Source organism: Streptomyces lavendulae subsp. lavendulae (assembly GCF_002803845.1).
GTDB classification, from domain to species: Bacteria; Actinomycetota; Actinomycetes; order Streptomycetales; family Streptomycetaceae; genus Streptomyces; species Streptomyces lavendulae.
In genome coordinates this window covers 8307214-8331950 of sequence record NZ_CP024985.1, presented here as the reverse complement: position 1 = coordinate 8331950, position 24737 = coordinate 8307214, and the positions used below count along the sequence as shown (strand labels likewise).

At 69.0% G+C, this 24737-nt stretch carries 19 protein-coding genes and 6 pseudogenes; 13 read left to right on the top strand and 12 right to left on the bottom strand.

What is annotated here, in order from left to right:
- Nucleotides 1-1167: 1167 nt before the first annotated feature.
- Nucleotides 1168-1938 (bottom strand): class I SAM-dependent methyltransferase, encoded by a 771-nt coding sequence (locus SLAV_RS37565; RefSeq protein WP_030240324.1) that lies wholly within the window; start codon nucleotides 1936-1938, stop codon nucleotides 1168-1170.
- 247 nt (nucleotides 1939-2185) lie between these two features.
- The gene (locus SLAV_RS37560; protein WP_051841470.1) at nucleotides 2186-2998 is read right to left on the bottom strand and encodes a TetR/AcrR family transcriptional regulator; all 813 of its coding nucleotides are present in this window, start codon (nucleotides 2996-2998) and stop codon (nucleotides 2186-2188) included.
- An 85-nt stretch (nucleotides 2999-3083) separates the two neighbouring features.
- Here SLAV_RS37560 and SLAV_RS37555 point away from each other — a divergent pair, with 85 nt between their 5' ends.
- A complete protein-coding gene (locus SLAV_RS37555) occupies nucleotides 3084-3473 on the top strand; it encodes a VOC family protein (protein ID WP_030240320.1) in 390 nt (129 codons plus the stop codon).
- A 224-nt stretch (nucleotides 3474-3697) separates the two neighbouring features.
- Here SLAV_RS37555 and SLAV_RS37550 read toward each other — a convergent pair.
- A pseudogene (locus SLAV_RS37550) lies at nucleotides 3698-4096 on the bottom strand (transposase); the annotation flags it as partial.
- 236 nt (nucleotides 4097-4332) lie between these two features.
- Entirely contained in the window at nucleotides 4333-4953 is a 621-nt protein-coding gene (locus tag SLAV_RS37545) for a TetR-like C-terminal domain-containing protein (RefSeq protein WP_394298638.1), read from the bottom strand.
- A gap of 326 nt (nucleotides 4954-5279) precedes the next feature.
- Between SLAV_RS37545 and SLAV_RS37540 the strand changes: the two genes are divergently transcribed.
- The 3 genes and pseudogenes from SLAV_RS37540 (at nucleotide 5280) to SLAV_RS37530 (ending at nucleotide 8345) form a co-directional block, all read left to right on the top strand.
- The gene (locus SLAV_RS37540; RefSeq protein ID WP_234333915.1) at nucleotides 5280-6404 is read left to right on the top strand and encodes an alpha/beta fold hydrolase; all 1125 of its coding nucleotides are present in this window, start codon (nucleotides 5280-5282) and stop codon (nucleotides 6402-6404) included.
- A 162-nt stretch (nucleotides 6405-6566) separates the two neighbouring features.
- Nucleotides 6567-7320, top strand: a pseudogene (locus tag SLAV_RS37535) (transposase); the annotation flags it as partial.
- Between the two features lie 41 nt (nucleotides 7321-7361).
- Nucleotides 7362-8345 carry a GNAT family N-acetyltransferase gene (locus SLAV_RS37530; RefSeq protein ID WP_051841468.1) on the top strand — a complete coding sequence of 328 codons (984 nt, stop codon included), beginning with the start codon at nucleotides 7362-7364 and terminating at the stop codon, nucleotides 8343-8345.
- A 90-nt stretch (nucleotides 8346-8435) separates the two neighbouring features.
- Here SLAV_RS37530 and SLAV_RS42860 read toward each other — a convergent pair.
- Together SLAV_RS42860 and SLAV_RS37520 are read right to left on the bottom strand one after the other, a co-directional pair.
- Nucleotides 8436-8716, bottom strand: a pseudogene (locus SLAV_RS42860) (transposase); the annotation flags it as partial.
- A gap of 6 nt (nucleotides 8717-8722) precedes the next feature.
- A protein-coding gene (locus tag SLAV_RS37520) for an IS5 family transposase (protein WP_100661205.1) occupies nucleotides 8723-9588 on the bottom strand; the annotation gives its coding sequence in 2 pieces (ribosomal slippage) (nucleotides 8723-9315 and nucleotides 9315-9588; 867 coding nt in all).
- Between the two features lie 57 nt (nucleotides 9589-9645).
- Here SLAV_RS37520 and SLAV_RS37515 point away from each other — a divergent pair.
- The 6 genes and pseudogenes from SLAV_RS37515 (at nucleotide 9646) to SLAV_RS37490 (ending at nucleotide 14620) form a co-directional block, all read left to right on the top strand.
- Nucleotides 9646-10454 (top strand): annotated as a pseudogene (locus tag SLAV_RS37515) (IS5 family transposase).
- A 150-nt stretch (nucleotides 10455-10604) separates the two neighbouring features.
- Complete coding sequence (locus SLAV_RS37510; protein WP_158740554.1) at nucleotides 10605-12659, top strand: hypothetical protein; 2055 nt, start codon at nucleotides 10605-10607, stop codon at nucleotides 12657-12659.
- Between the two features lie 227 nt (nucleotides 12660-12886).
- Nucleotides 12887-13087 (top strand): annotated as a pseudogene (locus SLAV_RS42850) (IS5/IS1182 family transposase); the annotation flags it as partial.
- On the top strand, nucleotides 13084-13596 hold the full coding sequence (locus tag SLAV_RS37500; protein WP_234333487.1) for a hypothetical protein: 513 nt from the start codon (nucleotides 13084-13086) through the stop codon (nucleotides 13594-13596). The pseudogene SLAV_RS42850 and the gene SLAV_RS37500, both read left to right, overlap by 4 nt.
- A gap of 45 nt (nucleotides 13597-13641) precedes the next feature.
- Entirely contained in the window at nucleotides 13642-14109 is a 468-nt protein-coding gene (locus SLAV_RS37495; RefSeq protein ID WP_051840528.1) for a hypothetical protein, read from the top strand.
- Between the two features lie 130 nt (nucleotides 14110-14239).
- Entirely contained in the window at nucleotides 14240-14620 is a 381-nt protein-coding gene (locus SLAV_RS37490) for an HIT family protein (protein WP_030227635.1), read from the top strand.
- 314 nt (nucleotides 14621-14934) lie between these two features.
- On the opposite strand, the gene SLAV_RS37485 is transcribed toward SLAV_RS37490, so the two are convergent.
- Genes SLAV_RS37485 through SLAV_RS37475 form a run of 3 tightly spaced genes read right to left on the bottom strand, consistent with a single transcriptional unit; the run spans nucleotide 14935 to nucleotide 18514 of the window.
- On the bottom strand, nucleotides 14935-15921 hold the full coding sequence (locus SLAV_RS37485) for a TolB-like translocation protein (RefSeq protein WP_030227637.1): 987 nt from the start codon (nucleotides 15919-15921) through the stop codon (nucleotides 14935-14937).
- Nucleotides 15918-17162 carry an MFS transporter gene (locus SLAV_RS37480; RefSeq protein WP_030227638.1) on the bottom strand — a complete coding sequence of 415 codons (1245 nt, stop codon included), beginning with the start codon at nucleotides 17160-17162 and terminating at the stop codon, nucleotides 15918-15920. The genes SLAV_RS37485 and SLAV_RS37480 overlap by 4 nt, the downstream gene beginning before the upstream one ends.
- Nucleotides 17162-18514, bottom strand: a complete 1353-nt coding sequence (locus SLAV_RS37475) for a discoidin domain-containing protein (RefSeq protein WP_030227640.1) — start codon at nucleotides 18512-18514, stop codon at nucleotides 17162-17164. Before SLAV_RS37475 ends, SLAV_RS37480 begins: the two co-directional genes overlap by 1 nt.
- 553 nt (nucleotides 18515-19067) lie before the next feature.
- Between SLAV_RS37475 and SLAV_RS43440 the strand changes: the two are divergent.
- Nucleotides 19068-19355: pseudogene (locus SLAV_RS43440) on the top strand (transposase); the annotation flags it as partial.
- A gap of 7 nt (nucleotides 19356-19362) precedes the next feature.
- Here SLAV_RS43440 and SLAV_RS37465 read toward each other — a convergent pair.
- Nucleotides 19363-19620, bottom strand: coding sequence for a hypothetical protein (locus SLAV_RS37465; RefSeq protein ID WP_234333488.1), 258 nt, complete (start codon nucleotides 19618-19620; stop codon nucleotides 19363-19365).
- A gap of 765 nt (nucleotides 19621-20385) precedes the next feature.
- Nucleotides 20386-20898: a hypothetical protein gene (locus SLAV_RS37460; RefSeq protein ID WP_030227644.1), complete on the bottom strand. Its 513-nt coding sequence runs from the start codon at nucleotides 20896-20898 to the stop codon at nucleotides 20386-20388.
- Nucleotides 20899-21211: 313 nt separating this feature from the next.
- Here SLAV_RS37460 and SLAV_RS37455 point away from each other — a divergent pair, with 313 nt between their 5' ends.
- Nucleotides 21212-21775, top strand: a complete 564-nt coding sequence (locus tag SLAV_RS37455) for a zinc metalloprotease (protein ID WP_158740556.1) — start codon at nucleotides 21212-21214, stop codon at nucleotides 21773-21775.
- A 2-nt stretch (nucleotides 21776-21777) separates the two neighbouring features.
- Nucleotides 21778-22326: a hypothetical protein gene (locus SLAV_RS37450; protein WP_158740558.1), complete on the top strand. Its 549-nt coding sequence runs from the start codon at nucleotides 21778-21780 to the stop codon at nucleotides 22324-22326.
- A 257-nt stretch (nucleotides 22327-22583) separates the two neighbouring features.
- On the opposite strand, the gene ligA is transcribed toward SLAV_RS37450, so the two are convergent.
- Nucleotides 22584-24635 (bottom strand): NAD-dependent DNA ligase LigA, encoded by a 2052-nt coding sequence (gene ligA / locus SLAV_RS37445; RefSeq protein ID WP_037686681.1) that lies wholly within the window; start codon nucleotides 24633-24635, stop codon nucleotides 22584-22586.
- Nucleotides 24636-24737: the final 102 nt, after the last annotated feature.

Genomic DNA, 24737 nt, shown 5'->3' with positions numbered 1-24737 from the left:
AGAGGCCGGCGGCCGGGGTGACCCATCCGGTGCGGACACCGGGTCGGGCGTGTGAAGGTGCGCCACGCCATTCGACCAGGCGAATCGCGCCGCGTATACCGCTCCGGAGCTGTCCACGACGGGGAGCTCGGACGGGGCGTACTTCCCACCGCTTGCGACGACCACGGGCCGGGGGCTCGGTCTCGGACATGGCGTCTCCTCACTGGACGGCTCGCTGCCGACGCGCCTGGATCCTGCCCGTCGGGCCCGCGCCGCAACCAGCCCTCGGGGCCTGCTGTCGCCGGGCGTGGGCAGGCTGTTGACCTCGGCAATCGCCTGGCGGGACGGCTTGCGGCGGCGCCGGGGGTTCTCCGGATTCGTGTGCCGGGACTCGGCCGTCAGGATCAGCGACGACGCGCCCTGCTCGCCGAGGTGGGTCAGGCAGGAGTGCCGCCACCCGTGCAGGTCCCAGCCGGTGCCCGGTCCCGCGGGTGCGGCCCTTCAGGAGTCGGTGCAGCAGCCGGGGCGTCAGCGCCTTCCCCGTCGGCAGCAGCAGGACTGCGGGCCTGTTGAAAGGGCAAGCCCCGAGGCGGCCCCGGCCCGCTGCCGAAGATGTTCCCGGGCGCGCGGGGGTGGTGCCCTGGATCCCGCACCCCCCACACCCGTGGCCCCGGGGCGCCCGGACGACTGCCGACCGGTCCGCCGAGGCGCGCTGACGGACAGAGACGCGAGGAAGTGCCATGGAGTGGTACGAGTCCGTGGGGGGGGGATCGTCGAGCAGCCGGCCGGGGAACATCGCCCGGGGAAGGCGACGGCGCTCCCGGCAGATCCCGTAGCCCAGTGATCGTTTCAAGCCGACGGATCCGCCGCTGACCTGTTAGCGCCTCGCTGCCCACCCACCGCCACCGACTGGAGCATCTCCGAAGACGCACGTCTCGGACACGAAAGCAGAAGACAGGACATGGCCGAGGGCAAGCAGAAGCTCGAAACCAAGCAGATCCAGGGGCAGGTCATCACGCACGCCATCGTCAAGCCCACCAACGACGGGCACCCCAGGACGCGCCCGCCCCCGCGGAGACGGACGACACCCGCACCACCTCGGAGTAAGGGGCGACGGGGCTTGACGCCGCAGCATCGATGTCGCCCCCGCTGGGGGTGTTCCCGGGTTCCGCCACGGGACCACACCCCTCATCCGGACAGGAACAGGCCCTGGGCGGGGCGCAAGGCCACCGCCACGGAGGTCACGTACGGCTCGTCCAGCTCGCCATCGGGGAAGTGCCGCGCGAGGTGCTTGCGTTCCGCCCCCAGAAAAGCCGAGGCCCTGCGCTCGCCGAGCACGATGAAGGCTGAATGGGTGGCCAGCTTCGCGAGGTGGACATCGACCGAGACGCGGCGCGACCAGCGCAGCGTGCGGGTCTTCCAGCAGAGCCCGGCCGGTGTTTCCACGTTGGAGACGTAGAAGCCGGGCCCCAGCCACTGCTCGATCCTGGCCGCCTGCTCCGTCACCCATGGCACGGAGGGGTCCGGGTCGTTCCACCACAGCGCGAGAGCGCCCCCGGGGCGCAGGACCCGCAGGGCGGACGGGACGGCGCGTGCGGGGTCGGTCCAGTGCCAGGACTGGGCGTACGAGACGAGGTCGAGAGAGCCGTCGGCCAGCGGCAGCCGGTTGCCGTCCCCGCGTACGAGCGGGATCCCCGGCAGCTCGCGACGGAACTGCGCCGCCATCCCGGCGCCCGGCTCGACGCCCACCACCAAGGCCCCGCGCTCGCGCAGTTGCCGGGCGGCGATCCCCGTCCCGGTTCCCACATCGGCCACCCGGGCCCCGGCAAGCCGCCGCCCGCTGAACTCCTCCACGGTCTCGAAGACGGCCGCAGGGTACTGCGGCCGGTACGCGGCGTACGCGTCGGCGGCCCGGTCGAAGGCCAGAGCGCGTTCGTGGGAGGGGATGTTGTACGTCATGGCCCGACTATGGCGCAGGCCTCCGCTGAGGAACAGGATCCATCGTCGGCCAAGATCGACCAGCGTGAGCGCCAGGAGCAGTGACGGCCCGGGTGGGCTGTGGGGCGCGCAACCGGCCGCTCTGCCGGTCGGATCCGGTCGTCGCGCTCACCGGCCGGGCCCCGTGCGCCGGGCCCCGGTCAGTTCGAGGGTCACGGGCCTCCTCACCGAGTTCGCCCGCCGGCGCATCGGCGACAGGTGGTCCGGCTCACGGGGCGATGGCGTCGGGCCCGTGCGCGCAAGTCGATGTCTTCGCGTCTCCGCTTCGGCCGATCAGCGCGGCGAAGGAGTCGAGGACACGTTGCAGGCCGAAGTGGTAGGCGTGGGCGGGGTCGTAGGCGCTGCCGTGTGCCGCGCCTGCGGCTGCGCCGACGCGGACGGCGGTGGGGTAGGCGTTCTCGTCGAGGACCCGGGCGAGGAGCGGGGCGTTCAACTCCCACCATTGCTGGTCGTCCAGGGCGCTGTCGTGCTGTGCGGCGCGGACGTCGGCATCGGCGCGGGCGCATGCCTGCACGAAGGTGAGCAGGTGGGTCAGGCAGTCGTCCATCTCGACGTCGCTGAGGCCGAGGCCGTCGAGCCCGGACAGTTCGTGCTCGTACTTCGACATCTGCCCCGGCCCCAGCGGAGGCCTGGCGGTGGAGACGGCCGCGGCCCAGGGGTGGCGTTCGTAGAGGGCCTTGTTCTCCTCGGCGACAGCGGTGACGCGCTGGCGCCAGGGCTTTCCGGCGGTGCCGGTGCGGGGCATGCGGGCGTAGGCGGCGTCGAGCATGAGGTCGAGGAGCTCGGCCTTGCTGGGGACGTAGGTGTACAGCGTCATCGGCACCACGCCGAGTTCCTTGGCCACCCCCCGCATGGTCACCGCGTCCAGGCCTTCGGCGTCGGCGATGGCGGTGGCGGCCTCGACCACCGCGTCGATGCTCAGCCCCCGCCGCGGCCCTCGGCGCCGGTCGGAGGAGGAGTCACGCCAGAGCAGTTGCAGGGTGCGGGCCGGGTCGCCCGAGCTGGTTCGTTCCGTGGGCACGGGGAAATCCTCTCGCGGTCTAACTCTGTACGCTGTACATTGTACGCCGTACAGAGAAAATGCTCACGATCCCGGAGGAGCTTTCATGAAGATCACCTCTAGCGCCGTGTCGCTCAACGTCGACGATGTCCCCGCCTCCAGCGCCTTCCTCGTCGAGCACTTCGGGTTCCGCGAGGAGATGGCCGCCGACGGTTTCGCGTCCCTGACGCGCGACGACGCCGGCATGAACGTCATCTTCTTGCGGCGTGGGCTGGACAGCCTCCCGGCGGACCAGCGCGACGAGCACGCCGCAGGTCTGATCCTCGCCTTCGTCGTCGAGGACCTCGAAGGCGAGCTGGCGCGCCTGCGCTCCGAAGGCGTCGCGATCACCATGCCGCTGACCGACGAGGAGTGGGGCGAGCGCGCCTTCCAGGTCCGGGACCCCAATGGCGTCATCGTCCAACTGGTCGACTGGAACGCACCCACCAGCCGCTGAGGGAACCTGCGGCCCCGGCCCAAGCAGCCGCAGCCCCGTCGAGGGGGAGGTTGGCGACGTCGGACCGGCCGGGCTACGCACACCCCGTGGTGGGTGGGCGGTCCGGTCAGCCGTCGTCCAGACGGTCCCTTTCACCGGGCACCCCGTCGGAGCAGCACCGGTGGGCCTCGCCTCCGGCGAGTCTCTTCGCGAGCGGCGGCTTCACCGCGGAGCGGGCCGAACGCATAGCGGGCGGCCACTGCTCGGTGGTTCTTCAGCTTGTTGATGGCCCGTTCGACGGTGTTGCGCTTCTTGTAGCGGTCCTCGTCGAATCCCGGTGGCCGGCCGCCGTGCGCGCCTCTTCGCAGGCGGGCGGCCCGGCTGTCGGCCTTCTCCGGGATCGTGTGCGGGATGCCCCGTCGTCGCAGGTACTCCCTACACGGCCGGTTGCCGTAGGCCTTGTCAACGGCGACGCTGTCCGGCTTATTGCGGGGCCTGGCCGGCCCGAGACGGGGAACGCGGATCTTCTCCAGCACCGGTCGGAACTGGGGGCTGGCACTCCGCTGGCCGGGGGTGATGAGCAGGGACAGCGGGCGGCAGCGACCGTCGGCGCTCGGGTGGATCTTGCTGGTGAAGCGCTCCCTTCACCGATACCGGCCGCCCGATGCGCGCTCAAGACCTCTGCCGGCCTCTCGACCTGCCGATCGTCCCGAAGAACACGGAGAGCATCCGCTTCAAGCTGAAATGCCTGGTCAGCACAGGCCGTCCTCACTGAGACCGAACTCGGTCTGTTCACCCAGCCCCGCCCATAACCCCCTTCGCGACCCCCGACCAGCGAACCTCACCCGGCCCCGATCACGAACCGAGCATCGGCTCGCGTTCACTCCCGGCCGTTCATCCACTGCCTGACCGAAAGTCGGCTGCGACCGCTGTCACGGGGCTGGTTCGCCCCGCCGGAGGCTGCGGAAGACCGCGGGGTCGTCCAGCCGCGCAGCGTGGCGGGAATCGTCGATCGGAATGCGGTCTCGGCCGTGGTGGCATCGAGGGCTCCAGCCAGTTCGAGGGTCACAAGCCCGTGCAGGGTCGCCCAGAGCGAGAGGGCGATGAGCGTTGCTTCGCCGGCGAGGACGGACTCGGTCAAGGCGCGATCGATCGCCACGAGGAGCGGTCGGATGGGGTCACCGGTGCCGACCGCGCCCGATGGGTCGAAGGACTGCACGCCACCGAACAGCACTGTGTAGAGGTGGCTGTTCGTGCGTCCCCACCGGTGGTATGCGGTGGCCAGTGCGTAGAGGTCCGCGAGGGGGTCCTCGGAGGTCGGCACTGCCGACAGGTCCTGGAACAGGCCGGCGACGGCTCTGTTGCGTACCTCGCCGATCACTCCGTCCTTGCCGTCGAACAAGGAGTACACCGCCGTCGTTGACGTTCCGGCGGCGGCGGCCAGGGCGCGGACTGTGACCGACTCCCGTGGACGGGTGGCGAGCATCTCGGTCGCGGACACCACAAGTCGCTCTTTGACGGTCTCGTCATTCGTTCTCGGCCTACCCACGACGAACAGCTTACCCCGTTTGATAACGTCGTTTCAAAACAGCGTTCTGAAACTGCTGAAGGGACCTTATGTCTACGTCTGTCATACGTCCTGTCCATCTGGCCGGTCGCGTGTTGCCGGCCCTGGCTGCCATCGCGGGGCTGATCGTCGTCTTTCTGGCGTTCATCGTCCTCACGGACGGTGCAGGCGCGGGGCTCCCCGCATGGTTGACAACCCTTGGGATCGCGACTGCCGCCGCACTGTGGCGGGGACGACGCGGTACCTGGCGGACGCGGCTCGTGCCGTTCCTGCCGGTGGTCGTCGCGGCAGCATTGACGGCCTCGGTCTGCATCCCGACCGTGCCCACGACACGGCGGTACCCGCCCGCCCTGCCCTTCGTCGCCACGCAGCACTGGCGCCTGGCCACCGGGAGCCAGGTCGCCGTGTACCACTACCCGCCCGCGAACGCCGGCACCCGACACCCCATTCCGTTCGTGTACCTCAACGGCGGACCAGTCCGCGGCATCTCGGAGCTCGACCACCGGTTCCTGCAGCTCCTGGCACGACAGGGCTACGACGTCTACGCCTACGAACAGGCCGGCGGCGGACGAAGCGACCTGCTCCCGATGGACCAGTACACGATCTCCAGGTCGGTCCGCGACCTCGCCGCCTTCGTCGACCGCCTCGGCAAGGGCAGGGTCGACATCCTCGGATTCTCCTCAGGCGCGGTCGTGCTCACGCGAGCCCTGGCCGATCCGCGCGTCGCCGAACGCCTGCACCGGGCGGTCATCGCCGAGCCCGGCCCGATGGACGGCCCCACCGCGCACATCACGGGGCACAAGGGCCTGCCATCCGCGCGCGGCCTCGCGCCGACCATGACCGGACCGCGCTCGACACACATTCCCCGGTACGCCGCCGCATTCGGCCTCATGCGACTCGGACTCCTGACCCCCGACACAGGGCTGATCGGACAGGCCGAAGGCGACAACGCGTTCACCGCCGCTGACCTCGGCAGCGACACCGCATCCGGATACTGCGCGCGCGACGCGCACCGCATCCCTGCCGAGGACACGGCGCAGAACTTCTCCTTCAGCCCCGCCGCCAGCCTCCGGGTCCAGCAGACGGTCAAGGACTCACCCTCCATCGCCCCGCAACTGGCACACTCCCGGACCCCCGCGATGCTGATGATCGCCGAGTGCTCCTCCCAGGTCCGGCAATGGGCGACCGTCATCCTCGCCAACGACCCCGCCATCCAGCGCACGCAGTACACCCCCGGCGTCGGACACCACATGTGGAACGGCCTGGACGCCAACAACGACCGAGCCGCCGCCATCGTCACCGCATTCCTTCAGGACGAGCCGGCACCCCTGCCGAACTACCCGACCAGCGCTGAGATCCCCGCCTTCCTTCGCGACCACAAGTAACGACGACCCACCGCCCGCCACCGGCCCGGCGGACGAGCGGACCCCGCAGCCGGCTCGCCGCCTGTGACTGAGCAGCGCAGTTGGCAGCGTTTCGCCAACTGAGCTGCTCAGTCACAGGCTCATCGGCGCGCTTTCACTCTCACCGAGCAACGCTCATGACCTGTGGATCGGCCCCGGGTCAAGCGCATTGACGAGGCAACCGGCGAGCGCAAGCGGTTCTCCTCGGTGATCCTGCCGCCGTGGTGCCGCAAGTCCCCGAAGATCAGCGAGGTGCTGCCGCTCCTCTATCTCCACGGCCTGTCCAGCGGGGACTTCGTGCCCGCGCTCGAACAGTTCCTCGGCTCCTCGGCCGGCCTGTCGCCGGCCACCGTCACCAGGCTGACCGCCCAGTGGCAGGCCGACCACAAGGCGTTCAGCGAGCGCGACCTGTCCGCCACGGACTACGTCTACGTCTGGGCCGACGGTATCCACCTGCGCATACGGCTGGAGGAGGCGAACGCCCACGGCGCAGAAGGCCATCCAGGACATCTACAACGCCGAGGGCAGGAAGCACGCGGCCGCCGCGGTCGAGGCGTTCGTCAAGCAGTACGGCGCGAAGTTCCCCAAGGCCGTCAAGAAGATCGTCGATGACGAGGATGAGCTGCTGGCGTTCTACGACTTCCCCGCCGGGCACTGGATCCACCCGCGGACAACCAACCCCATCGAGTCGACCTTCGCGACCGTCCGTCTGCGGACCGAGGTCGCCAAGGGCGCCGGATCCCGGGTCGCCGCCCTGGCGATGGTATTCAAGCTCGTCGAGTCCGCCCAGGCCCGCTGGCGCGCCGTGAATGCACCCCACCTCGTTGCCCTCGTCCGCGCCGGAACCCGCTTTGAACGCGGCCGGCTCGTCGAACGGCCGCAGACGACAGCGGCGTGAATAGGGTGGCGGACCTGCTCGAAGTTCGAGAACATCCGGTCATGTTGGATGGCACGGCAGGACAGGACCTTCCAGTCGGCTTCGGGTTCCGGCCGTATCGCGGCGACGAAGATCACGGCGCCATGGCCGCGGTGCGGCTGGGGTGTGTTGAACGGGACCGGGTCGATGTCCATTCGGTAGTAGAAGGGCTCCCGACAGCGGCCGAGATCGCCGAAGCTTCTGCCAAGTTGGAGGAGCCGTCCAGGAACCAGATCCTGGTGGTGCTCGACGGGAGCGTCGTCGGCTACTCGACGATCCGGTGGTGGCAAGAGCGGGACGATACGTGGCTGTACCTGCACCGCGGCTACCTCTTGCCCGAGCATCGCGGCCAGGGCATCGGCTCAGCCATGCTGAGCTGGGCCGAAGCGCGGATCCGCCAGCTCGTCGAACAGCACGGAACGGCGCGGACGGCAGTGATAGGCGCGAACGCCATGGCCTCCGAGCAGGACGCCACGGCACTTCTGCGCGCGGCCGGCTACCGACGTGTCTTCAGCCTGGTCGAGCTGGAGCTGGGCGATCTGCAGCAGGTGCCCGAGCCGGACAGCGGGCTGCCGGCCGGGATAAGGACAGGGCCGATCGGGACAAGCCACTACCGTGCAGCCTGGAAGACGGTCGTCGATTCGTACGCGGACACCGGATTCACCCAGAGATGGCCTTTCCAGGACTTCGTCGACACCGCCGACCCGGCATGCTGGAGGGCTGCCTGGAACGGGAAGGACATGGTCGGCGTCGCCCTCTGCTCCATCCGCCGTCACGACCACGCCGTGGGCGAGGTGGAAGAGCTGAGTGTCCGGAGGGACCAGCGACGCCTCGGAATCGGCCGGGTTCTGCTGCTGGACGGGCTGCGGAGCCTTCGCGAGCAGGGTGCAACGACCGCCCGGCTGTTCACGGGCACGGCAAATCCGCACCGGTCCTACGACCTTTACGAGAGTGTGGGGTTCCGGCAGCAGAACGAGTACGTCCGTTACCGAAAACCGCTTGCTTGACCGATCGGCCATTGGGCTGTCGGGTCAGTCCACAGGACTCGACAATGCCTCGATCACTCACCTGCCAGGAGTCGGAACCGGACATCAGCTCACGTATCGCCCTTTGAAGCCCTGGTCGACCAGCGCCTTCTCGACAGTGCCGCCGGTGTGCTCGACGACCTGGTCCAGTAGGGCGACGCCCGCGGCGTTGTAGGGGTGTTCGCGGCCGGCACGATCACCGCGATGACAAGCCCGAGCACGTCCACGGCCAGTCCCCGCTTGCGGCCCGGCACCTTCTTCGCCGGGTCCCGGCCGGTCGTGGAGGAAGGGACCCCGGCGGCCGCGTGGACACTCTGGGTGTCCAGGACCACCAGGGTCGGGTCCTCTAACTGATCGTTTCAGAATGAGGTTCGGAGTCGGCGTAAGCAGATGATGCTGCAGGCGAGTTGGAGGAGACCGAGGTGGAGGTCGGCTCGTATCTCGTAGCGGATGCGGAGTCGTTTGAACTGGTGGAGCCAGGCGAAGGTTCGCTCGACGACCCAGCGGGTCTTGCCCAGGCCGGAGCCGTGAAGTGTGCCCCGGCGTGCAATCTGGGGCGTGATCCCGCGGGCCTGGATCAGACGCCGGTACTTGTCGAAGTCGTAGCCGCGGTCCGCGAAGAGTCGGCGGGGCCGGTGCCGTGGCCGTCCGCGAAGCCCGCGGATGCGGGGTACCGCGTCGAGCAGAGGCATGAGCTGGGTGACATCGTGGCGGTTTCCGCTGGTCAGGGAGACGACGAGTGGGGTTCCGTGGCGGTCGACGATGAGGTGGTGCTTGCTGCCCGGGCGTGCACGGTCGACCGGCGAAGGTCCGGTGTGAGCCCCCCCTTTGAGAGCCCTGACGTGTGAGGCGTCGATCGCTGCGTCATCCATGTCCAGCAGTCCGGCGGCCCGCAGCTCGGTCAGAAGGACCTCGTGGAGGCGCGGCCACACGCCGGCCTCGGTCCAGTCCGAAGCCGGCGCCAGGCCGTCACACCACTGCAGCCGATCCGCTCGGCTGGGACGTCCCGCCAGCTCACGCTCTTGCACAGCACGTAAACGATGGCCCTCAACGCCGCACGGTCGTCCACCGGCAGCCGTCCGGGATATCGAAACCGCCTGGCCGGCCGATCCGGCAACAACGGGGCCACACGTTCCCACAGGTCATCAGGCACGAGATCAGCAGAGACACACCCCAGATCCTGCCGACACCACACCCAACTGCCAAGCCCCTCAACAAACCTCATTCTGAAACGATCAGTTAGGCATCGTTTCTTTTGGCGTGATCATTCGTTGAACCGTGCATGACGGATCTGGTTGAGCGGCTGGTGCCGGACGAGTTGTGGGTGCTGTTTCGGCGGGTGGTGCCTCCGACGGAGGTCATACGTCCGCAGGGCGGCGGCCGACGCCGGGCGGGTGACCGGGAGGCCCTGGCCGCGGTCATCTTCGTGGCGACCTCGGGCTGCACGTGGCGGCAGCTCCCGCCAGTGTTCGGCCCGAGCTGGCAGACGGGCTACCGACGTTTCGCCCAGTGGAGCCGGGCCCGGGTCTGAGCCCGGCTCCACCGCGTCATCCTCGACGGACTCGGCGCCCGCGGGGAACTCGACTGGTCGCGCTGTGCGATCGGCTCAGTCAGCCTGAGGGCTGCAAAAGGGGGTCTTTGGCGGGACCGAATCCGACCGGCCGTGGCAAGCCCGGATCGAAAATCCACTTGATCACCGACCGGAACGGACTGCCGGTCTCGCTCGGCATCCCGGGCGCGAACATGCACGACAGCCTTGGTCTGGAACCGCTCGTGTGGGGGATCCCGCCGATCCGGTCCCGGCGTGGGCCTCGCCGACGGCGTCCCGGCAAGCTCCACGCCGACAAGGGCTACGACTACGACCACCTGCGCCGCTGGCTCCGCCAACGCGGCATCCGCCACCGCATCGCCCGCCGGGGCATCGAGTCCTCACAACGGCTCGGCCGCCACAGATGGGTCGTCGAAAGGACCGTGTCCTGGCTCGCCGGCTGCCGACGGCTCCACCGCCGATACGAGCGCAAGGCCGAACACTTCCTCGCCTTCGTCGGCATAGCCGCAGCCCTCATCTGCCACCGCCGCCTCACCAAATGAAGCGACGTCTAAACGGCAAGTTGATCGGTATTTGCCCATCTTCTTGCCCAGCTCCGGGGCGTCACCAGACTGAGCCTGATGCTGCGTGGCATGTTGGGGCCTGTGAGGCAGGAAGCTGGGAACGGTAGCGCGGTCGAACACCACGATGATGTGGACACCTTCACCTTCGACGTGGGCGTTGTCTTCGTGCATGGCATCGGTTCGCAGGCCCGAGGAGCGACTCTACTGAGTTGGGCGGAACCGCTGTTTGAGGTGCTTTCTCAGGTAGGGCCGCGCTATGGCTTCAGCACGCGGGTGGGGAACGTAGATGACCTTGTCGGCGACGCACCAGAAATCACTCTAGAGATCGCTCAGACGGGAAGCCAGCCGACCACGTGGCTGCTGTCCGAGGCACGATGGGCTGAGGCCTTCCATCCGTCGCGGGCCTCCGATGTGCTGCTCTGGGCCGTCCGGTTCTCCTGGCGTGCTGCTAGGCGGGGACTGGCCGCGCTAGTCCATCAGTTCTGGTTCTCCGCCACAAAACGCTTGTGGCCGCAGATTCTTGGGATGATCCCCGCCTGGGATGCTGGTTGCGCCGGGTCAGTGGTCGCCCTGGTAGCGTGGATTCAGCTGCTGGTCTACGGGTATGTTTGCCTGTTCGTCATGATCGTGCCTTACCTGGTGCTTTTCTGCGTGTTGTTCCTCTTGGCGCCGCTGATGCTTTGCGCTGCCGTGGTGGGAATCTTGGCGCTTATCGTGGCGCAACGGATTCCTGTTCTCGGTAAAAAAGTCTCTCCGTTGGTCGCGGACCTGGTGACGTCTGTGGGCGATGCCCAGGCCTACCGTGACAGGGAGATTCAGGCAGCAGCAATGCGCCAGGTCCTTCTCAACCGTGTCGCCGACGCGTCCCGGCGTTCGAGGAGCGTGGTTGTCGTTGCTCATTCACAAGGTGCCGCGATCGCTTGCCGTACGTTCCTGGCGAGGGACGCCCCATGGCCGACGTATTTGGTGACAGTTGGCGCAGCTACCAGTCTGCTCAATGAGGAGAATTCCGTAGGCCGGTGGCAGTCATTGGGCTGCCCTCCGTGGATCAACATCTGGTCGGCGCGCGACCTTGTCCCGGCTGGCCCGATGGGTGACAGCCCGAAGGCTGTACGCAGCCGCTGGCTGGAGACGCTTTGGCATTACACCGTCGGTGGTTTCGTCATGCGTTCGCCAGACGGGCAGCTTGAACTGGCCTGGAGAGAGGGCGAAGGCCCGGACTGCTGGTCGGGCAGCGAGGACCTCGTGAGGCAGGCACGCAACTCCCGAGGGCGGCGCACACAACCGTGGTGGGGCACCCCCACCACGGAAGCCGTCGGAACGTCGGAGCCGGTCACCGAGTGGCTTAATCGGGCGGAGGCCGAAAACATCGCGGAAGCCGTGTTCCGACAGGCTGGCAGCGACCGTGTGGAGCCGGAGGACACTCCTATTCCCCGTGTCTTCAACGAGCCCGGACCGGAGGAGTGGCCCGTCAGCAACCGCTGGTCCATCGTCTCGGACCACACAACCTATTCAACCAATCTGACACAGGTCCAGTACCCGCTGGCGCATCTACTACTGTCCTTGTCTGAAGCCGCAGGGGAAAACGACGGAAAGCCCGGCGGTCCGTCCACTCCATTCCTGCCCTCACGGGACTGGCAGATGGAGGCAACGCACGTGCAGCGCGTCCAGGCGTTGGCCATGTCCCGCGTGATCGCAGCGGTGTGCGCCGCAGCGGTCGTCGACTGGCTCCTCAGACGCAATCCCGAGCATTCGTTGTCCGGTATCGGCTCCTGGGTGATGTCCGACTACGGCACAGGGGTTTGGATTTTGGATCGACTAGGTGGGGGGCTAAGTTCTTTGGTTTTGCTGGTGGCAGTAGCTCTCGCAACATTCGCTGCCTTTTCTGGCCTCTTGAGGTTCCCTTGGCAAGAATGGCATCGTCGGGAGAGTCTGCGGACATGCACTGAACGACCAAGTGACTGGAGCGTGCGTCTAGGCATCAGCGGACATCTGTTCGTGGCGCTTTGCGTCTCCGGCTTGATTTTTTCGTCCGTGTACTGGGGCAGAGGAATGCATGTCTCGTTCGCTGACTGGCGTGATCCGCGCCTCCTGCTGATCTTCACTTACATTGCATGGGTGGCGCTTTGGCCGTTTTTCGGCATGTGCGCCAGGGCCGTATCCGCACGCCCTGGCCGTCGCTGAGGGGTGGTTGTTGGTGTGTGGGGTGGTGGATGGGCTGGGGCGCTGCAAGTCCGCTCGAGGTCGGCCGCCACCCTGTGGACGTATGACCTCCGTCGGCGGCACCCGCCGGAACAGCACCCACAACTCGTCCGGCGCCAGCCGCTCAACCAGATCCGTCATGGACGGTTCAATGAATGATCACGCCATAAGAAACGACGTGTAATCGCCGGACCCGCTCACGGACCTGGTTCGTTCCGCAGTCGAAGCGGGGGAGGGTCGAGCGGACCTACGGGATCCTGATACTGCACCGGCGTCTGGTCCGCGACTACGAGCACCGGCCGACCTCCTCCGCCTCCCGCGTCTACTGGGCGATGACCCAAGTCATGGCCCGCCGCCTCACCGGAGCGAACAACCCGACCTGGCGCGATGCGCAGGCGGTGAGCACGTGAAGATCCAGCCCCTCCTCGACGCGCTCGGCGTCCAGGAGGACGCCGTTCGGGCGCCGGCCGACGACCTGCGCACCCAGATCGAACGACTGCACTGCCGGCTACAGGAGGCAGAGACCCACCTCGAACACCTCGCGATCACGCGGAAGACCGTCACCGCCCTCGCCGACCGGTTCCCGGCCGTCCCACCGGACCTGCCCGAGCACCCGGACTACCCCCGCATCCTCGGTGTCTTCAACGACGCGACCGGACCACTTCGGGCCCGGGACATGTGCGAAGCCCTCAACCACGAACTGCTGTCGAAGAACATCGAAGGCACCCGCGCCAAGCTCAAACGCCTGGTCAAGCTCGACATCCTCACCGGGGTCGACGTCGGCAGCTTCACAAAGGAAGCAGTAGCGGCCAAGAACCGCGACGAGCAGCCCCACACCAGCCTCATCAGTGAGCCGATTTCTGCTGTGTCTGTTCCTGCGGACCGCACGACGCCAGCGTCGATTCTCGTGATCCTATAGCTCAACGGCACCCATGGCGCGGGCAAGACGACGACCAGTGCGCTCGTGCAGCAGCTGATCCCGGATTCACGGGTGTTCGACGCCGAGAAGGTCGGCGAGACGCTCATGGACATCACACCGGGGTTGCCCGCTACGGACAACTTCCAGCACTGGCCGCCATGGCGACCTCTTGTGGTCGAGACCGCCCGACGCGTTCTCGACTACACCGGCGGCACTCTGGTGATTCCCATGACCGTCCTGGTCGAGCAGTACTGGCGCGAGATCAGCTCAGGCCTTGCTCAGCATGCCATTCCGCTCCGGCACTTCGTCCTCCACGCCGACCAGGACACTCTCCGCGGGCGCATCGCGGGCGACACTGTTGTCCGCCCCGACTCCCCGTTCCGGCTCCGATACCTTGAGCCCTACGCCGAGGCGGCCCGCACGTGGCTGCACGCCGAGGCCGAGGTCGTCGACACCACACACCTCACGCCTGCCCAGGCCGCCCTGCAGATCGCGGAGGCCGTCAAGAATTGAAACGAACGACATGCGGCGTCAAAGCCTCGCAGGTGCCAAGAAGTCTGCCTATGTGTCAACCAGCATGCTTCGACCCAACCGGGAAACGGTCAACACCTCACGAACCGCTCTCTGATACCGAAGGTGACGCATGGTGACAAGCGACGTGGCGGTCAGCGACTTCTACTGCAATCAAGCCCTCACCGGCCGGGTGGAGATCCAGCCGGTGGCAGAGACGGAGCGGGTCCTCGCCTTCCACACCAATCCGTCCTACCCGGTCCACATCGTGGTGATCCCGAAGGAGCATGTCCCCTCTCTCACTGATCTCGGCAGCACCGGCACGGACCTGCTCACCGAGGTGATTTCGGTGGTCCGCAAGGTCGCGGCGATGGTGGAGACGGAGTACGGCTCGTGCTCGGTCACCACGAACCTCGGGCTCTACCAGGAGTCGAAGCACCAGCGTTGGCACGTCGTCTACCGGGGTGAGAGCAAGAGCGCGATCCTCGACATGTACGGCCACCACGACCGCTGAACTCACCGATCCTCGCTCCGGTGCGCTTGGCGTCCTGGCGAAGGCGTGGCGTGCGGGGCCGGTTCACCCACAGCTGTTCCAGCGCCGTGTCCGGAGTGGTGGCGGGTGCGGGGATGCGGACGTCAGCCGGAGCGGGGCGGCGGTGGGCCGCCCGCGGCGCCCTGCACGACGTCACCTCCGGCCCCGCAGCACGGCACGCACCAGGCCCGGCCGCCGAGCCCGGCTGGTCCGGCGCCGGCCAGGCCCGGCGGCCGCTTTCGCGCCCGAACAGGCGCGGGCGCCGGGGTGAAGGTCCAGCAGTACCGACCGGCAGGTCAGGACACGGCGGCCGGGGAGGAGCCGCCGGGGATCAGGAGGCGGGGTTCGGACGTGCCGTCCGCCGGGGTCGACCAGGTGTCGGCGGCGCGTCCGTCCCGTCCCGGGAGGGCGTAGCCGACGGTCTTGTCGTCCAGCCAGGCCGCCTGGTCGTCGACGCTGCGCGTTTCCGCGAGCGGGTGTTCGCGCATGTCCGCCAGGTCCAGGACGTACAGCCGCCAGGGTGCGGCGGGGTCGTCGGAGACCTTCTTCTTGAAGGCGATGCGGGTGTCGTCCGGTGAGAGGGATGGGCATTCGACGTTCTCGCGCAGGGCCTTCGCGGACCAGTCGCGCAGGTTCCCCTCGACGAGGTGGGTGCGGCCCTTGGTCGACACCGTGGCGTAGAAGCGGTTGTCGTCGCGTGCGAAGGTCACTCCCCAGTAGTTGACGTCGCTGGCGTGGTAGCGGGTCCCGTCGATCGTCAGCGGGATCTCCTCCATCGATTTGATCAGGTAGCCGGTGCGCAGGTCGAGGATGGAGGTCCGGGTGGAGAACGCGGTCGTGGCGTAGGAGTCGCCGGTCGCGAAGGCCGTCCAGGACAGTACGTTTCCCGAGGCCGAGACGCGGGCCCGGTTGGGGATGCCGGGTACGGTCACGCGCTTGATCTCGCGCAGCCGCCGGTCCAGTACGAGGGCCTGGGTGCGGGCCGGGATGCCGGGCAGCTTGCGCAGGCACAGGGCGCGTTCCCCCGTGGCGTAGAAGCGCTCGCAGGCGGGGCCTCCCGTGGCGGGCGGCCCCCCTGTGCCGCTCCGGCGGGCGACCTGTCCGGTGGCCGAGTCCCGGTAGTAGAGCCCTGGTTCGGCCAGGCTGAACGATCCGTCCACGGTGGCAGTCGGCAGGCCGCGGTGCCTGGCGTGCAGTACGTAGCCCAGGGAGCCGCCCCCCAGCACCAGGACGGAGAGTACGACGAGGGCGAGGCGGCGGAGCTGTGACGGTCGGCGGTTCACGGTGCCTCCGGGGCGTCGCGGGCGGGTGCGGGAGCGGGCAGGATGCGCCAGCCGGCCGCGAGGGCCCCCGCGAGCGCGAGCGCCGCCGTCCACAGGGCGGGCCCCTGCCCCCAGAAGGTCCAGGCGGCTCCGAAGCCCGCGGCGCCCAGCAGCCGGGCCAGTGCCTGGCCGGTCTGGAGCACCGCCAGCCCGCCGGCCCGGCGGTGCGCGTGCAGCACGGGGCCGGCCAAGGCCATCAGGACCCCGTCGGTGAAGGCGTAGAAGACGCCGAGGAGCGCCAGTACCGCGACCACGGTGGGCCAGGCAACGGGAAACAGCAGGGCGGCGTACGCTCCGAGCAGCGCGAGGTGTCCGGCCAGGAACGGCAGCCGGCGCCCCACGCGGTCGGCGATCCGGCCGGCCGGGACGGCGAGCAGCAGGTATCCGGTGGCGGCGCCGAGCGGCAGCAGGGGGAAGAGGGCGGGCGGCAGGTCGAGGCCGCGCTGGATGAGCAGGTAGAGGAAGGAGTCGCCGATGGTGGCGGCTCCGAGCAGGGAAGCGGTGTACAGGATCCGGCGGAAGGCGGGGTCCCGAAGTGCACCACCGTGGAGGGGCGTCGACCGGGCGGGCGGTGCGGGGGCGGCCGAGGGGACGTACAGGACGAGCAGGAGCACGCCGAGCAGGCCCGTGCAGAAGCTGACGGCGAACACCGCGTCGTAGGCGTCGGCGGTGGCCCACAGCACGGCGAAGGCGGCGAGCGGGCCCAGCAGCGCGCCGGTGGTGTCCATGGCGCGGTGTACGCCGAACGCCCGGCCCAGTGTCTCCGGCGGGCCGCTGAGCGAGATCAGCGCGTCGCGGGGAGCGGTGCGCACACCCTTGCCGAGTCGGTCGGCGGCGAGGGAGGCGGCGATCCCCGCGGTGGCGCCGCCGGCGAGGAGCAGCCCGAGCCGGGAGAGGGCGGAGAGCAGGTAGCCCGCGAGGGCGACCCTCTTGTGGTGGCCGCCGCGGTCGGCGAGGCGGCCGCCGAGGAGCCGGACGAGTGCGGTGGCTCCGTTGAACATGCCGTCGAGGAAGCCGAACTGGAGGGGTGAGAGGCCGAGGCCAAGGACGAGGTAGAGCGGCAGCACGGCCGTGACCATCTCGGAGGAGACGTCGGTGACGAGGCTGACCGCGCCCAGCGCGACGACGGTGGCGGGGACGCGCCGCCGGGCCCCGGCGGGGCGGGGCGGCGCGTCCGGGCGGCCGGTGTTGGCCAGGTACATCAGTGGCAGCTGTACTTGGGGCTGGTGTCCTTGACCGACCCGTCGGCGGCGACGTAGGTCCAGCCGTAGCCGGAGTCCGTGAAGTCGAGTTTCAGGACCCCGTACTGGCCACTGATGCGCTTCTGGCTGTTGGGCTGCACCTGCTCGATCGGGTAGGGCTCGGCGCCGCCCATGCCTCCGACGATCTCCACGATCCCGTCGGCGGCCGCCTTGCCGTCGGGGTTCTGCGGGGCGAACCGCTCGTAGTGGTGGTCGTGTCCGTTGAGGACCAGGTCGGCCTTGGCGGCGTAGAGGATCTTCCAGACGGGCTTGGACACGGGGTCGTTGCCGTGTCCGCCGGAGGAGAACAGCGGGTGGTGCCAGTAGGCGGCTGTGCACTGCTTGCCGTTGGCGGCGAGGTCGGCCTTGAGCCAGTCGATCTGGGCCGCCTGGTCGAAGGCGTTGGAGTCGAGGGCGATGAAGTGCCAGTTGCCCTCGTCGAAGCTGTAGTAGCTCTTGCCCTGCGGGTAGGCGATGTTCCCGAAGTACGCCTTGTATCCGGCGAGGGGGCCGGCCGGGTCGTACGTCTCGTGGTTGCCGGGCACGGGGTGGGTCTTGTCCTTGAAGGTGCCCCAGCTCTTGTCGTAGTAGGTGCGGAAGTCGGCGATCCGGGCGTCGTCGTACTGGTTGTCGCCCATCGTGAGGTAGAACTTCGGGTCGATCTGCCGGGCCAGGGCGGCGGTCTTCGGGTGGGCGCAGCCGCTGTCGGAGGCCGTGCACTGGGCGGCGATGTCCCCGGCCGCGACGACGGTGAAGGCGCCGCCGCCGGGGGGCGGGCCGCCGTCGACGGTGCCGTACACCTCGGCCTCGAAGAGGGAGTAGCCGTACGCCGTGCCGCGCGCGGTGCCGTACACGCGCAGGTACCTGCCCTTGCCGGAGAGGCCGGTGAGGTCGTCGGTGCCGCCGTTGCCGGCCTTCTCCTCGGCGATCTTGGTCCAGGTCGCGCCGTCGGCGGAGACCTCGACGCGGTAGGCCTTGGCGTAGGCGGACTCCCAGGTCAGCTTGACCCGGGAAACGGTGGCGCCGGACCCGAGGTCGACGCGGATCCACTGCGGGTCCTTGCCCTCGGCGCTGGCCCAGCGGGTCGAGGCGGCGCCGTCGAAGGCGTTCGCGGCGCCGAGCGAGGAGCTCTCGGTGGACGAGGCGGTGGCCGGCCTGCCGCGCGAGATGAGTGGGTCGGCCGCGGCCCCCGCCCGGCCGGGCCAGGCGAGGAGGAGCCCGGCGACGAGGGCGAGTACCGCGGTTGAGACGAGGAGGGCGGGCCGAAGGCGACTGCCGGATGTGGGTGGTGGGGTGGAGGCGTGCAGGTGCATGCCTGACTCCTTGACCTGGGAAGGGCGACAGCTGGACACCGGTGCGGGGAACGCCGCCCTCCGGACCCTGGGGCGAGCAGGGGACGGCGTCACGGCGGCCGGATCAGAGCTCTTGCTGAGCACGTCATGCCCATGCCATATGGCACGGTGCCGGGCCGCCGTCGGGGAGCGTAGCGGATAGGAAAGTTTCCTACCAGTGGTTCAACAGCACGGTCTGCGGGGCCAGATGGGGCGGCGGGGGGCGGGGGGCAGCACTGCCACAGGAGTAGCGCGCGGCCGCACGGGGTGCAGGTGTGCGCGTAGGCGCGGCCGGAGCCGAAGTTCATCACGGGGACGGGGTCGGGGCCTTCAGTGAGTTCAGCGGTGAAGTCCATGGGCTGAAGAGCTGTCCGTAAGTGCCCCTGCGAAGCAGCCGGCGAGGACGGTAGCCACACAGGCGCCCATTGCCGCCCGCGCAGCCGCACCGACGCGTTTGCGCGTCCGCCGCTCCACTTCCGCTCCGCCCACCGTTCTTTCCCTCTCGGCCCTGCTCTGAAGATCAGAGACCGGTGGTGTCTTCGACCGGCTCAAAGGACTCCTCCGCCGCCGCCTCGCCCGTGAGGCCGAGGGCCGGGACGCCGAGCCGAGCACGTGTGGGCTGGACACTCAGAGCGTCAAGACCTCCGCCATCGTCCCTGCCGCCAGCCAGAGCATCGACGCAGGCAAGAGAATCGCAGGCCGCGAGCGCCACATCGGCGTCAACGCTCTCGGCCTCGTCTTGGCGGTACTGGTCACGGCCGCGAGCGTCTCTGACACCGCTGGCGGCATCCGGGTGCTCTCACAGATCTCGCAGGCACACCCGCTGGCGGTCAGATTTCGTAGGGCCAGGCCGTGACGTTGTCCGGTGCCACGCGGACCTCGACCCACGACCCATCGACACCATCCGGCAGAGGCCGATCGGCATGATCGAACAGGATCACCGAGCCGGCCACGTCCAGGACCGCCCCTCCGCCCTCGTCGAGCCTCAGCTGCCCACGCAAGACGATGCGGTCACCGTCTTCCCACAGTCCAGGCGTTCCAACAGTGCTCAGCCGGGCGTTCTCCATCCAGACGATCTCCTCGTCCACGGACCACTCCACGTGGCGCTCTCGCCCCACATCCTGGGGCGCCCCCTGCCAGAGCACCACAACAGTGCCCACCGCCGAGTGCACTCGGACGAACTTGGGCCCCGACCGGGCCGACTGCACTGCCTCTACCTTGACCAACACCCAGACATCATCCTCGATGGGCTTACCTAACCACTTCGCCAGGATGAACCGCCCTTTTAGGGCAAAGCGGCGGGGTGGTGGGGTGGTGGGGGGCGAAGGAGTCCATCACCTGCAGCCCCTCCCCCGCGCTTGCCCGAGGACAACGTCCGACTACCGCAGCGACGGGGCCCAGCAGGCAGCCCTGACCCGGCTTCTGGCCACCATCTGGGAGACCCTCGCTGCCGCGCAAGCGAAATCGCAGGCCGAGACGAAAGCCGCCGAGCAGGCGATCCGGACCCCGATCAACCCCGGCGAGGCTTTCACGTTCCAGGCCTGCCAGCGAGAAAACGGCATCTCCCCTGCGTTCCCCTGGGGCCACCCGGCCTGCGCGGACACCTCGGACGCTTGCGGGTCCAGGGTCGGCCAACCCCAACCGAGGCAACCCCCCGGTCGCTGCGGACAGCACCCTCGTCCTCGCGCCGACCAGCCAGATCACCCGGATCAAGGAGCTGCCTCGTCAGGAAGTCCAGGCCCTGTGGAAGGCCCTGGAACAGGCCCACGGCGCGAACCTCGGCCTCCGCCGCGAACTCGACCGCCGCGGTCGCGACACACCCAGACCTCAGGAGCGGGGTACTTGCCCACGGATCAGTCCGCACGTTCCAGCCCGAGGGCGCTGTCCACGGGAATCGCCCGCCACATCGCGCTGACCTGCGGAAGCGTTTCGATGAACGTGGCGATTTGGGCCAGCGTTGCGGCCCGTTCATGACCGATGGGATCGAAGTCGAAGCCCATGCTGTTGGTCCAGGCCATCTTGTCCAGGTCGGCCCAGGCCGGAGCGTCGGCGAAGAAGAGTTCGAGTTCTACGCTCCAGCGCTGTGGCTGCCAGAACTCGTCATCCCGGTCACCTTCGTCGCTCACCGCGAACTGCCTGGTGAAGACCAGTGCGGGGCGATCGTCGTTCCAACCCCACCGCCCCCACTGCACGATGAATCCATCGCCGTCGTCTTCTGCAGGCTCGATGCCGTCGATCTGCACCTGGACGAACTCCTGGAACGCAGACCAGGCCCGTGCGACGTCGTCGACCGTGTCCGGGTCCAGTCCATGACGTCGGAGGATGGATGCGAACAGCTCGGGACTGTTCTTCCAGTGCGTGGCCATGCCGGATGCTAACCGGTCAGCGGCGGCTCCGGGATGGCACCCGGCAACAGATCACCGGAGGGCGGCGACGACGGGCAGCGCTCGGGTTCGTCGGAGCCATCGCAGCGACATCTCGACCTGGGAAGTAGGTCAAGGAGTCCTCGAACTGCGGATGTCCCGCACCGGGCTGCACCATCGTCGGCTTCTCCGGCCTACGTTCGGCTCTCGGGCCCGGGATCGACGTCCGCGGAAGACCCCTGACGGACACCGAGTTCTCAGGCGGTGAGACGCTGAAACGGTCATCCCGGAGCTGTGCTGTCCTACCGTTGTCGGGGTGAGCAATCTTGTGGCGGGCCTTGCGGCCCTCGCGACCGTGCTGCTTCTTGCTCCTGCTCCGGCACGCGCCGCGGTGGCGGCGCCGTGTATCGCGAAGTCCGGCAGCGACGCAACCGAGACGCGTGAGGACAGTTCGGTGGACGAGGGAGAGATCCGCTGGACGGCGAGTACGAAGTACAAGGCGGAGTACCAGCACGCGAACCGAGCGTGGTCGTACTCCGGGGCGAAGATCAAGATCGCGCCGGATTCGGCGACGACCGTGAACGATCTGAACTACGAAGACTTCTCGGACGCGAGGAACGCGGCGGCAGGGGTGTGGTCGCGTCATCCCGGCATCGCGGCGACGGATCTGATCCGCTTCAACAAGGCGCGGATGGACACCTTCGACGCAGCCACCCGGCGGATGGTCGCCGCCCACGAGCTGGGGCATGCGCTCGGGTTGTGCCATAAGTCGGGCAGCGGCAAGAACGCCGTGAAGTCCGTGATGTGGCCTGAGGCAGCCCGGTACCCCGATGTTCCGACCGATGTCGACAAGGCGAACTATCGCAGGCTGTGGGGTTGATCGTGAACGGGAAGCTATGGATCGGCGGATGCCTCACGGCCGGCGTGGTCGCGGCCGGTGCGGCCTGGTTCACCGTTGCCATCCCCGAGGCCGGGACCGCGCATGCGGTGTGCGGCCCGGACCTGAGCCGTGACGACGTCGTCGCGGCGAAGTCCAAGGGCGTCGCCGTCGTCGAGGCGGTCGAGAACGTCCGGTACCGCGAGGACGGGGGAAGCGCCTACCTGACCACCCGGGTGAAGGTCCTTGAGCCTCTCAAGGGCCGCTTCGGCGACGTCCTGGCCATCAGCCAAGGGGTGAAGAACGGCGGCGCCCCGGGCCGGTACGCAACGGAGGACCCCGACCGCTACGCGGTTCTGGAACCCGGCCGGCGGTACGTCATCGCGGTCCAGTCCGGATCGACGGCCGGCGGCGCGGGAACCGAAGCGTGGGCGTGGTATGCCCGGCCGGCGCAGAGGGGCCTGGCCGGGGAGAGTACGCACTGGAAGGAGGCCTTGGCCCGTACACCTGAGGCTGCCGTGGACGGCAGCTGTGAGGACGTGTATGCGGGCTGACGCGGGCATCCCGGACGGCCCAGTTCAGGAAGATGTCCTTTCCGTGTGAAGGGAGCGAGGGGTGACGCGGACGAGGATTCAGGTCGGGCAGGCAGCAGATCTGGGCAGGTGACGGCCCGCCACGCCACCGCGGAGGCCCGGTCTCGGCCGGCTGGGGCCGGGCCTGTCGCAAGCCTGCGGCTGGACCATCAGCGCTATGCCGACTGCCGCGGGCGGCGCCGGACTTGGCCGTGCCGAGGGGTGGCGGGCGGCGATGGCTAGGTGGTGGGGAGGAGGCCGGCGACGAGGGCGGCGAATTCCTCGGGGTCCAGGATGCGGATGCCCAGTTCTTCGGCCTTGGTGCGCTTGGACCCGGCCTTCTCCCCCGCCACCACGAGGGTGGTGCGCTTGGACACCGACGACGATGCCTTTCCGCCGGCCCGCTCGATCAGCTCGTTCATCTCGTTCCGGGACAGCACCGCAAGGGGGCCGGTCATGGAGCCGGTCACCACGACGGCCTGTCCGGCCAGCGGGCCGCCCGCCGAGTCGTCCTCGCCGTCGCTCGCATCGGCTGCGGGCTTCTGCGGCTCGGTGACCTGCGTACCGACCTGCTGGGCCTGGAGTCTGTCGAGGAGCGGGGCGAGTTCGAGGAGTTCGGCCGCGATGACGCGGGCCTTCTCGGTGCCGATGCCGTCGACCCCGGCCAGCGTGTCCGCGTCGGCGGCGCGGATCGCGGCCATCGAGCCGAAGTGGGCGGCGATCCGGCGGGACATCGTGCGCCCGGTGCCGCGGACACCGAGGGCGCAGAACACGCGGCTCAACGCGGCCCCGCGGGCGGTCTCGATCGCGGCCAGGAGGTTGGTGGTGCTGGTCTCACCCATCCGTTCCAGTCCGAGGAGCTGCTCGCGGGTCAGTGTGAACAGGTCGGCGATGTCCTTGACCAGACCGGCTTCCACCAGTTGGATCGCGCGGGTGCCGCCGAGTCCCTCGATGTCGAGCTGGTCGCGGCCGGCCGCGTAGATCACCGAGGCGACGGCCTGGCAGCTGCGGCCGCGCACGCATCGCCACCGCTGCTCGGAGGTGTCGATCGCGTCGCCACAGCGGGGGCACGCCTCGGGGAAGACGATCGGGCTCTCGGCGCCGGTGCGCTGGTCGGCCAGCGGTGCCTCGACCCGGGGGATCACGTCGCCGGCCCGGTAGACGAACACCTGGTCGCCGATCATGAGCCCGCGGCGGGTGATGTCGGAGGGGTTGTGGAGGGTGGCGTAGGTGACCGTCACCCCGTCGATGACCACGGGCTCCAGGACCGCGCGCGGGGCGATGATCCCGGTCCGGCCGACGTTCCACTCCACCGCCAGCAGGCGCGTCACCTTGTGTTCGGCCGCCAGTTTCCGGGCTACCGCCCACCTGGGGGCGCGCGAGCCGTTGCCGGCCTGGCGCTGGTCCTCGGCCGTGTCGGCCTTGACGACGACACCGTCGATCCCGAACGGCAGCTCTGTGCGCAGGCCGGCGATCACGTCGATGCGTTCCTGCACCTGTTCCACGGTCTCGCAGCGCATCGGGGCGGCGGCCGTGCTGGCGGCTGTGTTCGCGCCGAGCGCGGCCAGCCTCTCCAGCAGAGCGACGTGGCCGAGGTCGTCCAGGCCGATCGCGCTGTAGGCGAAGAAGGTCAGCTCGATCCGGTAGGGGCGGTCCTTGGCCCGCAGCGTGCCGGCCGCTCCGCTGCGCGGGTGCGCGAAGGGCGTGGCCTCGTGGGCGAGCCGGATCCGGTTGGCCTCCTCGAACTGCGCGGTCGTCAGCAGCACCTCGCCGCGCAGCTCGACGTCGATCGGCTCGGTGAGTACCGGCGGCAGGCCGAGGACGGCGTCGGCTGCGTGGGTGATGTCCTCGCCGGCCAGGCCGTCGCCGCGGGTGAGGACCTGAACGAGCCGACCGCCCCGGTAGCGGGCAGCGATCGCGAGGCCGTCGAGCTTCGGCTCCACGCACCATGCGGCCACGGGACGCCCAAGACGCCGTTCCAGGCCTGCGGCCCATTCGGCGAGCTCGTCGGCGTCGAAGACGTTGTCGAGGGAGAGCATCGGCACCGAGTGCGGCACGTCACCCTGCGCTGCGCCGCCCGCCACCTTCCCGGTCGGCGACTCGGCAAGCACCTCGTCCGGATGGGCTTCCTCGTAGGCCGCGATGGCGCGCAGCAGCCCGTCGTACTCGTCGTCACCGAGAGGGGTGGTCCCGTCGCCGTAGTACGCGGCCGACGCCGCGACGGCGGTGGTCACGGCCTCCACGTAGGCGGCAGGGGAAAGCAGGGCACTGTTTTCGGTCATGAAGGTCATCATCCTGGCCACCACTGACAATGCCCCGCCCGACCGCGCCTTTCCACGACGTGCAGCGGGGCCGGTTTGCCCGGTCGAGCACCGCATCTCGATCAGGCCCCT

Coding starts and splice junctions, on each gene's coding strand:
- SLAV_RS37460 (WP_030227644.1), bottom strand. CDS start 20,898: ATGGCCACGCACTGGAAGAACAGTCCCGAGCTGTTCGCATCCATCCTC.
- SLAV_RS37475 (WP_030227640.1), bottom strand. CDS start 18,514: ATGCACCTGCACGCCTCCACCCCACCACCCACATCCGGCAGTCGCCTT.
- SLAV_RS37530 (WP_051841468.1), top strand. CDS start 7,362: ATGTTGGATGGCACGGCAGGACAGGACCTTCCAGTCGGCTTCGGGTTC.
- SLAV_RS37480 (WP_030227638.1), bottom strand. CDS start 17,162: ATGTACCTGGCCAACACCGGCCGCCCGGACGCGCCGCCCCGCCCCGCC.
- SLAV_RS37490 (WP_030227635.1), top strand. CDS start 14,240: ATGGTGACAAGCGACGTGGCGGTCAGCGACTTCTACTGCAATCAAGCC.
- ligA (WP_037686681.1), bottom strand. CDS start 24,635: ATGACCTTCATGACCGAAAACAGTGCCCTGCTTTCCCCTGCCGCCTAC.
- SLAV_RS37555 (WP_030240320.1), top strand. CDS start 3,084: ATGAAGATCACCTCTAGCGCCGTGTCGCTCAACGTCGACGATGTCCCC.
- SLAV_RS37565 (WP_030240324.1), bottom strand. CDS start 1,938: ATGACGTACAACATCCCCTCCCACGAACGCGCTCTGGCCTTCGACCGG.